General features: G+C 38.7%; 11 protein-coding genes and 1 pseudogene. 5 read left to right on the forward strand and 7 right to left on the reverse strand.

From position 1 onward, the window contains the following. Positions 1-84: 84 nt before the first annotated feature. The 3 genes and pseudogenes from OD757_RS10510 to OD757_RS10520 form a co-directional block, all read right to left on the reverse strand. Positions 85-1171, reverse strand: a pseudogene (locus OD757_RS10510) (DUF6670 family protein). Positions 1172-1189: 18 nt separating this feature from the next. Next, positions 1190-2023 carry a CDP-diacylglycerol--serine O-phosphatidyltransferase gene (gene pssA, locus OD757_RS10515; protein ID WP_009390567.1) on the reverse strand — a complete coding sequence of 278 codons (834 nt, stop codon included), beginning with the start codon at positions 2021-2023 and terminating at the stop codon, positions 1190-1192. A 41-nt stretch (positions 2024-2064) separates the two neighbouring features. Beyond that, a complete protein-coding gene (locus tag OD757_RS10520; protein ID WP_009390573.1) occupies positions 2065-2922 on the reverse strand; it encodes a 23S rRNA (adenine(2030)-N(6))-methyltransferase RlmJ in 858 nt (285 codons plus the stop codon). 117 nt (positions 2923-3039) lie between these two features. On the opposite strand from OD757_RS10520, the gene OD757_RS10525 reads away from it, so the two are divergent. Next, a complete protein-coding gene (locus tag OD757_RS10525; protein ID WP_263031852.1) occupies positions 3040-3645 on the forward strand; it encodes a 2OG-Fe(II) oxygenase in 606 nt (201 codons plus the stop codon). 67 nt (positions 3646-3712) lie between these two features. Beyond that, the gene (locus OD757_RS10530) at positions 3713-4240 is read left to right on the forward strand and encodes a hypothetical protein (protein ID WP_009390588.1); all 528 of its coding nucleotides are present in this window, start codon (positions 3713-3715) and stop codon (positions 4238-4240) included. A 54-nt stretch (positions 4241-4294) separates the two neighbouring features. On the opposite strand, the gene OD757_RS10535 is transcribed toward OD757_RS10530, so the two are convergent. The 4 genes from OD757_RS10535 to OD757_RS10550 form a co-directional block, all read right to left on the reverse strand. Then, positions 4295-4540 carry a DUF2789 family protein gene (locus OD757_RS10535; protein WP_002119522.1) on the reverse strand — a complete coding sequence of 82 codons (246 nt, stop codon included), beginning with the start codon at positions 4538-4540 and terminating at the stop codon, positions 4295-4297. A gap of 173 nt (positions 4541-4713) precedes the next feature. Further along, positions 4714-5700, reverse strand: a complete 987-nt coding sequence (locus tag OD757_RS10540; RefSeq protein ID WP_003653591.1) for a malate dehydrogenase — start codon at positions 5698-5700, stop codon at positions 4714-4716. 211 nt (positions 5701-5911) lie between these two features. Further along, positions 5912-6574, reverse strand: a complete 663-nt coding sequence (locus OD757_RS10545; RefSeq protein ID WP_034678123.1) for a ribonuclease T2 family protein — start codon at positions 6572-6574, stop codon at positions 5912-5914. Between the two features lie 57 nt (positions 6575-6631). After that, positions 6632-8575 (reverse strand): lytic transglycosylase domain-containing protein, encoded by a 1944-nt coding sequence (locus OD757_RS10550; RefSeq protein ID WP_263031853.1) that lies wholly within the window; start codon positions 8573-8575, stop codon positions 6632-6634. Between the two features lie 287 nt (positions 8576-8862). Here OD757_RS10550 and miaB point away from each other — a divergent pair, with 287 nt between their 5' ends. The 3 genes from miaB to ybeY are packed head-to-tail and all read left to right on the forward strand — an operon-like array spanning position 8863 to position 11932. Beyond that, entirely contained in the window at positions 8863-10314 is a 1452-nt protein-coding gene (gene miaB, locus OD757_RS10555) for a tRNA (N6-isopentenyl adenosine(37)-C2)-methylthiotransferase MiaB (RefSeq protein ID WP_263031854.1), read from the forward strand. A 37-nt stretch (positions 10315-10351) separates the two neighbouring features. Further along, positions 10352-11440 (forward strand): PhoH family protein, encoded by a 1089-nt coding sequence (locus OD757_RS10560; protein WP_263031855.1) that lies wholly within the window; start codon positions 10352-10354, stop codon positions 11438-11440. A 9-nt stretch (positions 11441-11449) separates the two neighbouring features. Next, positions 11450-11932 carry an rRNA maturation RNase YbeY gene (ybeY, locus tag OD757_RS10565; protein WP_263031856.1) on the forward strand — a complete coding sequence of 161 codons (483 nt, stop codon included), beginning with the start codon at positions 11450-11452 and terminating at the stop codon, positions 11930-11932. The last annotated feature ends 11 nt before the right edge of the window (positions 11933-11943 follow it).

The raw sequence follows: 11943 nt of genomic DNA on the forward strand, positions 1-11943 counted from the left end.
CGCCGATGGATGTGCATTATAGACCATCCCAATCCCTTTGCAACCCCTTTTTTAATATTACTGCAACAACAGTTCGTTTTTTAATCAAAAATGATAAAAATAGTCATTTTTTATATAAACATGGCTGTAAAAGCATCAATTTATCTAAAATTTTCTCGTCTTGATTCTTTTCCTGCCATCTAAGTGGGCGACAATCAATATATTCACAATATCCACCCTCACCTTGCAGACATTGTTCATTCCAACTTAATTGGTATTGGAAGCTTCCTACATATCCAGCAGCCAAACCAAACTTGTAGTCGCCACGGCTTTGTGCATAAAGTTCAAAAATAATTTTTCCATTTTTCTTACACTGCCAAGAAAATTCTCTAGGCAAATACATCTCTTTACCATTTGGTGTTCTAACTTTTGGATAAACGCGATGGATATGTAAATTTACATCTTCAGTAAAGCTTTCAACTGGCTTACCAAATTCTTGAATATCTAATCTTGAACATAAGATGATATTCCACTGATTTCTTATTTGTGAAAATGTAAGCTGAGTTGTTTCATTTAAATTAATAATTTGGCATGTATAGAAACATAAAGATAAAAACGGTAAATGTAGAGCTCTTGCATGTTTAAACCGTCCTAATCCTTCGACTTGATATTTTTGTCCTTTATAAAAAACTTCGCCTTCACAAAAACATAGCGTTGACCAATAGTCAGAGACGCCCCATTGCAATGCAGAGGTATTAGAAATATTTTCGGGAATCTGAATAGTAAGATTACAACCCATTTCTAAATCTAATCGCTGAAGGCGGATCTTTGGAATTTGCCACTCAATCAGATCTGTTTTATCAAATTGATATTGTTTTGAGTCGAACTGGCACTGTCGCCGAATAGAATAAGTTTTTAAATGGCCTACACTATGTTGGCTATTACTTACAAGTACAGTTGCAGTATCGATTGCTGAAGTCGTAATTGTGTGAGCGTTATAGCAAAGAGGAATACGCGGCTGTCCCACCAAACTAATGTAATTAAAATAGCGAAGTGGAGCCGGTAGATTTGGAAGGATTAAGCCTTGATAAACAATTTTAAAAAAGCCACGAGAAGGTTGATATACAACCCCCTCTTTAGCATTCAGGCCCAGCTGCTGTAATTGATTAATTTGACTCATCAACATAGGCATACTGAACCTCTTTCTATTTTATGTTTTTATTGTTTCGTTACTCTTGCGTGCAAATAATGTCGTAACAAAACCAGAGAGAGCATAAAGAATTGAAACAGTCAAAATGCCCATTGGAATATTATAAGTGATTGCTGCAAAAATCAGTACTACCGGCAACATAACTACAAAGGGAACGCGTTTACGGTCCATCTGTTTGAAAGAGTAATATTTAATATTGGAGATCATGAGTAATCCCACAACAACCATTAGTACAGCATTAATGGTTTTAATCGCAATATCACGTAAATCAAAAATGAAAGGATAATCGCGAGCAACCCACACGAGTGAAATAATGATAATGGCAGCGAGTGGACTTGCAATGCCGATAAAATAGCGCTTATCAACGACACCAATTTGAACATTAAAACGCGCTAAACGGAAAGCTGCACATGCTGTATAAACAAAACAACATGCTAAACCAATACGACCCAAATCATGCAGACTCCAGCTATACATTAACATGGCCGGAGCTACGCCAAAGGCTAATAAGTCAGAGAGAGAATCATATTGCTCACCAAAAGCACTTTGTGCGCCAATCGCTCGAGCAACCCGACCATCTAGACCATCAAGCAGCGCTGCAATAAAAATGGCATAAATAGCTTGGGTAAAATCCCCATTCATACTAGCAATGATGGAATAGAAACCAGACAACAAAGCGGCTGTCGTAATTAAGTTAGGCCAAAGATAAATTCCTCGGCGCTTTACTTTTTGTCCTTCCGGATTATCCTCTTCTTCAACCACTTCGAATGTAATCCCATCAAATGAATGTTCATTATGAGTTAAATCTTGCTCTGGTTTAGGCGCATTTGTCATTATTTTCTATTCCAAACATGTGCATTGATTTAAGTTAACTGTTACTCACCTACTAACCAGCGAACAGCAGCGTGACCACCAGTTTCTTGCATGCGTAGATGAGGGAATAACCACTGTAGAGCTTGGTCGGCTTGTTCAGAGAACTGCCATGGTGGGTTAATCACTAATAGACCACAACCATTCAAGCCTATAGGTGTATCGTCTGGCCATACACAAATTTCACAGACTAACTGACGACGAATTCCCGTTTTAAACATTTTCTTTTCAAAACGCTCAATCATCGCTCGGTCTTTAATTGGATACCAAACTGCAAAAACACCTGTTGGCCATTTCTTATGAGCTTGTTGTAACAGTTCAACTAATTGCGGAAAATCTTTACGTTCTAATTCGTAAGGTGGGTCAATCATGACCAAACCACGTTTTTCTTTTGGCGGGATAACACCAAGCAAGCCTTCGTAGGCATCACGTTCATGTAAACCTGCACGTTTATCATAAATATTGTGTCGCAATTGTTGAAAGACATCGCGTTGCATTTCAAAAATTGTTGCTTTATCAATTTCGCGCATGCCTTGCAAAGCAAACCATGGTGAACCTGGATAACTTCCTTTGCCTTCTTCAGAACGCAGTTGTTCTACCAACTTCAAATATTGCTGGATTGCTTCAGGTGCCTGACGCTTTTCCATTTCAGATATTTGAACTAGACGATGAATGCCTGTAAGAAACTCTCCAGACTTTTGTGCAGGCGCCAGAGATAAATCATATTTTCCTGCACCTCCATGCGTATCGATATAACGATAAGGTTTATCTTTAGCATTTAAACGATTCAGAAGCTGTAGCAAAAGCACATGCTTCATAACATCTGCAAAGTTGCCCGCATGGAAATGGTGACGGTAATTCATGTTGACTTTAATTCCTCAATTCAACAAATAGTTTAACATGAAAAAAATATTCTTTCGTAAGGTTGTGATCATCTAAAATAGGGCCGCTTGATATTTTTACGATCTACTCGAGGTTATATGCTCTCTCACCCGCTTCCAGACTCATGGGATCTGGATCAAATTCTAGATGATTTAAATACGCATGGCTTTGCGATTATTACTCACGCCTATTCAGATCAATATCGCGCTCAAGTCGCCAAAGAGTGCAGCCATCATATTGATGAATTTAGAGAAGCTGGTATTCAAAACGGCGTGGTGAGCAATATTCGAAGTGACCATATTCTCTGGATTAATGATCAACTTCCTATTGCTCAACAGCATATTGAAACATTAACTTCTTTTTCACAAAATCTAAATCAAGCATTCTATTTAGGAATTAAAGAGGTAGAGGCTCATTTTGCCCGTTATAACTTGGGTGAATTTTATGCTTTACACCGAGACAATCCTCAACAAAAAAATGATCGTATTATCTCAACCGTTTATTATTTACATCCAGAATGGCAAGAAGATTGGGGTGGTCAATTACGACTGCAAGATAAAAATGAGAAGTGGCATATCGTTAATCCAGAGCCAAATCGACTTGTAATATTTCAAAGCAATTTATTACATGAAGTATTAACTTCAAAACAACAAAGACTCTCTATCACAGCTTGGCTTCGTAGCGGAAATTCGATTTGGGTTTAATGTTTACTCTTTAAATTTGGTAAATGAACCCGATATAAAAGCTATTGATTAAAGAAGGTAATGGCGTATGTCTATTGAAAGTAAAACAATTGTGAGCCGAATTGGTGAAACAGACCAACTTTATTTGACTGAAAATACGCCTGAACTTGCTTTGGAGCGTGCTGAGTTACGCATGCAACTGGTCGTATTAAGTCGTGTTCGCCAAGAACAACTTCATTTTTTACAAGAAGCTATTGTTTTGCTTGAACAAGCTCGTATGGAATATGAAGAAATGCCATTGAGCTTATACCTTAATTTATCTTTACATTTGGCTAAAGCGTATATGCTTTATTTTGAATTAAATAAAGAAAAACGTTTTGCTTTAATTACACAACAAATTTTAAAGCCATTAGCACACCATGAACATGCAGATATATATTTCTTCTTAGCTTATGCGTCAGCCGCTCGAGCAGAGTCAGCATTAACACGACATTGGTTAACTAAATATTTATCAACAAGCACATGTGATCTTGAGTTACTTCATGCTCAACCTGTATTTGACCTTGTCCGTCATGAGCCTTGGTATAAAGATCAATTAAAAACAAAGACACATTAACTCTTAATGTAATAAGGCCTGTTTTATACATTGGATGTAAAACAGGCCTTAGATTTATTTCTTTACACTGTCTTCATGTAGTTGTTCATTCAGCTCATCAATAACTACAATCCATTCATCATCTTTTTCCCAATGACTTTTTAAAAAATCACTTTGTCCCTTTGACCAAAAAGAAGCTTCATGTAATTTTTGTTCGGCTGGCAATTGATGTGTCTTGATAAAGTTTTCAATACTTGCTTCATCAGAATCTAAACCCAGCTGATCAAATAAAAGCTCTAATGTAGGTTGCTGCTCAAACATTGTTATTCTCCTATAACTTCTTTTAAATCATCTATTAACTAATCTAACAATAAAATGTTTTTACTTGCATGATAGTGTCTATATTTTCTTGTTGCTTTTTGTGTTCCCTTTTTAAGGATTCAATAAAAAAGCACCCTAAAAGAGTGCTTTTTTTAACTTATCAGAAAGATAAATTATTTCAACATGTCAGCAATTGCTGCACGTTCTTCTTCAAGCTCATTTAACGTAAAGTTAATACGTTCACGGCTGAATTCATCAATTTCTAAACCTTGAACGATTTTGTATTCACCATTCTCAGTTGTTACAGGGAAACCGAACATAACGCCTTCTGGAATACCATAAGAACCATCAGATGGAATACCCATAGTTACCCATTTGCCGTTTGTGCCAAGTGCCCAATCGCGCATATGGTCAATTGCAGCGTTAGCAGCAGAAGCAGCAGAAGACAAACCACGTGCTTCGATAATCGCAGCACCACGTTTACCAACAGTTGGAAGGAACACATCTTTGTTCCATGCTGCATCATTGATTTTGTCTTTTAAGCTTTCGCCATTTGCAGTTGCAAAACGGTAGTCAGCATACATTGTTGGAGAGTGGTTACCCCACACTGTTAAGTGTTCGATATCAGCAACTGCAACACCAGCTTTTTGAGCAACTTGAGTCAACGCACGGTTGTGATCAAGACGCAACATAGCTGTGAAGTTTTTCGCAGGAAGATCTGGAGCAGAGTTCATAGCGATGTAAGCATTTGTATTTGCAGGGTTACCTACAACTAATACTTTAACATCACGACTAGCAACTTCGTTTAATGCTTGGCCTTGACCGATGAAAATTTCACCGTTAACTTTTAACAAGTCAGCACGTTCCATACCAGGACCACGTGGACGAGAACCTACCAATAAAGCGTAGTCAGCATCTTTAAATGCAACTTTCGGATCATCAGTCCCGATCATGCCAGCCAATAAAGGGAAAGCACAGTCATCAAGTTCCATCATTACGCCTTTAAGCGCTTGTTGAGCTTTTTCAACTGGAACTTCAAGCAATTGTAAAATAACAGGTTGATCTTTACCTAACATTTCACCGCTTGCGATACGGAATAATAAGCTGTAACCAATTTGACCTGCAGCGCCAGTCACGGCAACACGAACGGGTTGCTTCATGTAATTGTCTCCAATGAGTGTCCTTAATTGGGCTAAATAGGAATTCCATCTAACCAAATCATCATAAACGGCAAAGATTGTACTCTAAAGATGTAGCAGATGCATGTAAAAGCGACTCATCTTCACCAAAAGTCTGATAGAAAATACAAATTAATATTTACAAAAAGATTCAATGCATGATCAACATTTTTTTAAGAAATGATCGTCATCTTTAGTAACTACCTTTAATCGTGATCTCACCTGGGCAATTCGATACCACATGATTTGCACATTGTTTATATTGGCCTTTTACCGTGTAACACACCTTCACTTCTGTTAAGACCACATCTGAACGCGATAACTGACAAGTCAAACGAATACCATTTTGAGGCAAGCTCGGATTAAGACGAGTAAATTGCTGTTTTAAGGCTGACTGTTGAATTTCAACATTCGTCGAACTTGTAAGGCTAGCAGGAATTTTTAAACGTTCAGCAAAGTTAATGACAGTCCGGAAATATTGACTTGCATTCATAGGAACGCACCCCCCTACACTTTTCCAAAGCTGTACACGCGCGTTATTGTCAGGCATGACCCGAGCTACGACTTTAGATTGCAATGGAGACAGAGAGGCTGAACTTTCTGTTGAACAATCAGTTTGATTTGTTTCTGGCATAAGGCCGGTAATTGTCAATGAATATCCTTCAAGACATTTACGCTGTTTTTGTTTAGAGGGATCTAGTGCACATGCGGCCGGTGTCATTTGTACATGCATAACATACCCCTGTAAATTAACAGGTTCGGCATGTAAAACGGAACTCATCAACCCTACTCCTGCACAGATGAGCCACCATGCAAGTTGCAAAATTGAACGAAGTTCCAAATATCTATATTTCATTTAATTAAAACTTGAATATGCCAATTAAAAGAAGATCCATCATCAACTACCCTAAACTTAAGGCGATGTACGCATTGGAATGACTTTCATACGTTGTGATAATGATTGAGCCCCTTGGCCCAATATCACCCCATAATGTGTTGCATTAGTCATAACATGCTTGACATAGTCTCTAGTTTCTAACAATGGAATTGTTTCTGTATATTGGTCAGCCGAAATTGATTGATAGTCCGGTTGCCAACGTCTTGCCCGATTAGGCCCAGCATTATAACCTGCCGTTGCCAAAACTGGATTATTGCTTAATTGTCCCTGAATCATCGACAAATAAAATGTTCCATATCGAATATTGGTATTCATTTCATTTAATGCCGCTGGATTATAGGTTTCACCCATTTGACGCGCAATCAACTTCGCTGTATCAGGCATAATTTGCATAAGACCGCCTGCTCCAACATGAGACCGCGCGGAGGTAACAAACCGGCTTTCTTGTCGCATTAAACCATAAGCCCACGCTGGATCAATTCCAGCATTGTAACTATGACTTACGACATTAGTCTTATGTGGCGTTACATAGCGATACGTATCATTATGTTTATTTGTTGTTCGATCTGCTGCATAAATTGCTCGATCATACCACCCCATATCATGCGCCCGCTTTGCCGCGGCCAAAAGTAAACCGTCATCATGCTGAAGATAAGCTTGGCGGACTGCCCAATTCCACTCACGGTTGGTGTAAGTCGGATTTGCATTAATACGTCTTAAAGTAAAAGCACGATTAAAGTGAATATTCTGGTCTAGACGTCTTAAATCACTTGCTGTTGGCTGGTCATCATAAGGTTGGTGGTTATAACGTTCACCCAAACGATCTTTTGCTAAAAGGTTATGGTAGTCATCACCAGCCTGAGCCAGTTTTCTATAAATTTGTTGTGCTGTTGCTTTAGAGGCACTATCACCACGCTGCTCTGATGCACGAGCAAGCCAATATTGCCAGCGGTCTTCTTGTTTTTGTGTCACGGTCATACTATTAATAGCACGAATTAAACTTTCCCATGCACCAAATCGAATTGCCTGACGCGCATAAATTTCAGCCTCTTCTGGACTTAGAGGATAACCGTAACTTGCATCAAAATATTGTAGAACTTCACGATTGAAATTATTTTTCATGACCGTGGTGCCACCAATATAAGCCACCGTTCGATATAAATACTTTTGTATATTCTCTGGTGTACCTTGAGCAACACGTTGTACATTCGAAAAAGCATTACTTAAATCATTATTAGCCAAACGGCCTAATGCAAAAATCAAATAAGCATAGTCTGTATCATTCGTTTTAGGCGCGCTCCACAAATAATTAAGAGGATTCGCCTGAATCTGGTTAAGCTGAGCCAAAGATAAATTCATACCCAAAGTCTGTGCTGTTGCCAGAGCTTGCCCTGTTAAACCAGAACGTAATTGCACCCAAAGACGCTGTTGTTTATCCTGTGCGCTCATTAATGGGCTAGATAACATTAAGCGTCCTAAGCCAATACAAGATTCTGGTTGCGATTCGGTTGCTAACCATACATCTTTATATTCAGCAAAAACTAATGCATCACCGGTTTTCGCTCTCACCTGTGCCAATGCACAATTTTCGGCCTGATCCGGATTAGTTACATAAGATAGTAAAGGTTGTGCAGATGCGAAGTCAGCTTGTTTAACTTTTTCTTCAACATAGTCGGCTGCTAATTTCTCAGCCATTGCTGATTGAGGATAACGTTGAGCAAAACTTACAATCGAAGCTGAAGGTTGAAAGCCAAGATTCGTATTAAGTTTCCAATATTCCGGATAGTACCCCAATACATCATTTTGCATGGCAAGCTGATATTGGTCTAATAATGCTGTATTACCACTATTTGCAGCGTTTAATGCATCATTAAACTGCTCTTCGGCAGCATAGGTAAATGAACAACCAAGTAAACACATAGCTCCTAACCAGCTACGATGCATATATTTATTTTTCATTACACGACTATCGATTGATGAGCTCTTTCTACTTGGTCTCATAAATGTGTTAAACCCTGACTATTCACCTTCAAAGCATAGTTTAATTAGTCTTCATGCTTTCTTTTGTTGTGTTATGTAACTCTCTGATTCAACATCATTAAAATTCACATAATTTACTTCCAAAAAACCATCTCATGTTCTGAAGGTTTACTGTTATGGGTTCGGTCCAAATACTGCTATAATGAATGGTTTGACCCATTTTGGGCAAATTTATTCTTTTTTAGATCGATCTGTTAGGAGCCTGCATGACGGTTCAAACCTTCATTCCCAATGGTGCCAAAGCTGCCTCAGAAAACACTGTTACCCAGCCAACGCACACCACTGATGTTTCAATAAAAAAACTTTATATTGAAACTCAAGGGTGTCAGATGAATGAGTATGACAGTCACCGTATGGCAGACCTTTTAGGGGACTCTCACGGTTACATTTTAACAAGCAACCCTAATGAAGCAGATATCCTGCTCATGAATACGTGTTCTATTCGTGAAAAAGCACAGGAAAAAGTATTTAGTGAATTAGGACGCTGGCGTAAATTAAAAGACAAAAATCCAGATCTTGTGATTGGTGTGGGTGGTTGTGTTGCCTCTCAAGAAGGTGACAATATTCAAAAACGTGCGCCTTACGTGGACATGATTTTTGGCCCTCAAACATTACACCGCTTACCTCAAATGCTTGATCAACATAATGCTCAAGTAGAAAAACCCAAAAAAGATAAAATTAAACTGGTTGATATTTCTTTCCCAGATATTGAAAAGTTCGACTTTTTGCCAGAACCACGTGTAGAAGGCTTTAAAGCATTTGTTTCTATTATGGAAGGCTGTTCTAAATACTGTTCTTTCTGTGTAGTTCCATATACACGCGGTGAAGAAGTTTCTCGACCTTTAGATGATGTACTTGCAGAAATTGCAGGTCTTGCTGAAAAAGGTGTCCGTGAAATTTCACTTCTTGGTCAGAATGTAAATGGTTACCGTGGTGAAACCTTCGAAGGTGGCATCTGTACTTTCCCTGAATTGTTACGACTCGTTGCAGAAATTCCGGGTATTGGACGTTTACGTTATACGACTTCGCACCCACTTGAGTTCTCTGATGAGCTTATTCAGTGTTATGAAGATTTACCTCAAATGGTTTCACATCTACACTTGCCAGTTCAAAGTGGCTCGAATGATGTTTTAAAAGCCATGAAGCGAAATCACACGATTGATGTTTATATCGATAAAATTGCGAAGCTACGCAAAATTCGTCCAGATATGCATTTATCAAGTGACTTTATTATTGGCTTCCCTGGTGAAACTGATGAAAACTTCGCAGAAACATTGCAATTTATCAAAGATTTAGACTTCGACCACTCATATAGTTTTGTTTATTCAAAACGTCCCGGCACACCTGCATCAGACTTGCCAGACACCACACCTGAACAAGTTAAAAAAGAACGTTTAGCTCAAGTTCAAAAAGTAATTAAGCAGTCTAGTATTGAAAAAACTGATGCCATGTTAGGTAAAATTGAACGCGTACTTATTGAAAAAGTATCTGATCAAGACCCTAATATTTTAATTGGTACTGCTGACAATACACGTCTGGTCACTTTCGTTGGTGATGCGAGTTGGGTTGGCCGTTTTGCAGAAATCGAGATTACTGAAATTAAAACTTTAAATTTTGTTTACGGTGAGCTCTTGAATCTTGAACCTGACGTGGCGTAATGTAGAGGTATTCTAAAGTCTACTGAAAGGTTTTCTCTTGACTGCAGCGATTCGACGTACCGTAACATTTCCTGAAATTTCAATGGAACGTTTAAAGAGCATTCTAGGTGCCTATAATGGGCACCTGAAGCAAATTGAACAGCGTTTAGATGTCAAAATTACTCATCGTGGAGATGTTTTTCACATAGATGGTGAAATAGATGCTGTTGGGAGAGCCGAAGCATTATTGCAACGACTCTACGAAGAGTCCGAGGTATCCCAGCAAATCAGTGCTGATCTATTACACCTTCTCATTCAATCTTCACAAACTGAACGCAATTTCGAGTTGGTTGGTGAAGAAATGGATGAGCATGATGCGCCCTTAGATGTCTATTTCCAGACCCGAAAAGGCCGCATTAATCCTCGTGGTGCCAATCAAAAACGTTATGTACAACGTATTTTACAAAGCGATATTTCTTTTGGTGTAGGCCCTGCTGGTACAGGTAAAACCTATTTAGCAGTTGCTGCCGCCGTAGACATGCTAGAACGTAACGAAATCCAGCGGATTTTACTTGTACGTCCTGCTGTAGAAGCTGGAGAAAAGCTGGGCTTCTTACCTGGGGATTTAACCCAGAAAATTGACCCATATTTACGACCTCTTTACGATGCCCTTTACGAAATGCTTGGCTTTGAAAAAGTCGCCAAGTTAATCGAGCGTCAAGTGATTGAGGTTGCGCCTCTTGCATATATGCGTGGTCGTACACTTAACCATTCATTTGTCATTTTGGATGAAGCTCAAAACACCACACCAGAACAAATGAAAATGTTCCTGACCCGTTTAGGTTTTGGCTCTCGTGCAGTAATTACAGGTGACATTACTCAAGTAGATTTACCTCGAGGTCAACAATCTGGTTTGGCACACGCACTCCGCGTACTCGAAAATATTACAGAAATTCATATTACCCGTTTCCATTCCCGCGATGTTGTACGTCATCAATTGGTTCAAAAAATCGTTGAAGCGTATGAAGGTTGGGATGGTGAACAACAGCGTCTTAATGCTGAAGCACGTGCTGAACGCAAAGCACGTCAAGAAGCATTAATCGCTGAGAACGATACAGCAGCAGACTTGCAACATCAGGATGCTTAAGGATTCATTTTGAAAATCAGTTTAAGTTTACAACAAGACTTTCAATCATCTGAGTTAGAGCTCAAACGAGCTCAACTCAAAAAAATTATTGAGACAACTTTACGACACGTTGGTTATAAAGAAGATTGCGAAATTGGGGTTGCTTGTGTCGATTTAGCAGAAAGCCAACAACTTAATCTGCAATATCGAGAGAAAGATAAACCAACCAATGTTTTATCCTTTCCGAGTGATATCCCTGAAGAAGTTTTACCAATGCTAGATGCCTTACCTCTAGGTGATTTAGTTATTTGTATTCCAGTGGTATTACAAGAAGCATTAGAACAGAAAAAAACTGCCCAAAATCATTTTGCACATCTATTAGTACATGGTGTTTTACATTTGCTGGGTTATGACCATGAAACCAGTGATGAAGATGCAGAAGAAATGGAAGGGATTGAAGTCGAAATTCTAACAAAGCTGAATATCGACAATCCTTACCAAGAACAGATTTAATCATTATTGAT

Source organism: Acinetobacter sp. AYS6 (assembly GCF_025630795.1).
In the GTDB taxonomy this organism is placed as follows: Bacteria; Pseudomonadota; Gammaproteobacteria; order Pseudomonadales; family Moraxellaceae; genus Acinetobacter.

What these genes read in the sequence shown, in the direction of transcription:
- miaB (WP_263031854.1), top strand. Translation starts at nt 8,863, where the DNA reads ATGACGGTTCAAACCTTCATTCCCAATGGTGCCAAAGCTGCCTCAGAA.
- OD757_RS10525 (WP_263031852.1), top strand. Translation starts at nt 3,040, where the DNA reads ATGCTCTCTCACCCGCTTCCAGACTCATGGGATCTGGATCAAATTCTA.
- OD757_RS10520 (WP_009390573.1), bottom strand. Translation starts at nt 2,922, where the DNA reads ATGAATTACCGTCACCATTTCCATGCGGGCAACTTTGCAGATGTTATG.
- OD757_RS10535 (WP_002119522.1), bottom strand. Translation starts at nt 4,540, where the DNA reads ATGTTTGAGCAGCAACCTACATTAGAGCTTTTATTTGATCAGCTGGGT.
- pssA (WP_009390567.1), bottom strand. Translation starts at nt 2,023, where the DNA reads ATGACAAATGCGCCTAAACCAGAGCAAGATTTAACTCATAATGAACAT.
- OD757_RS10540 (WP_003653591.1), bottom strand. Translation starts at nt 5,700, where the DNA reads ATGAAGCAACCCGTTCGTGTTGCCGTGACTGGCGCTGCAGGTCAAATT.
- OD757_RS10550 (WP_263031853.1), bottom strand. Translation starts at nt 8,575, where the DNA reads ATGAAAAATAAATATATGCATCGTAGCTGGTTAGGAGCTATGTGTTTA.
- OD757_RS10545 (WP_034678123.1), bottom strand. Translation starts at nt 6,574, where the DNA reads ATGAAATATAGATATTTGGAACTTCGTTCAATTTTGCAACTTGCATGG.
- OD757_RS10530 (WP_009390588.1), top strand. Translation starts at nt 3,713, where the DNA reads ATGTCTATTGAAAGTAAAACAATTGTGAGCCGAATTGGTGAAACAGAC.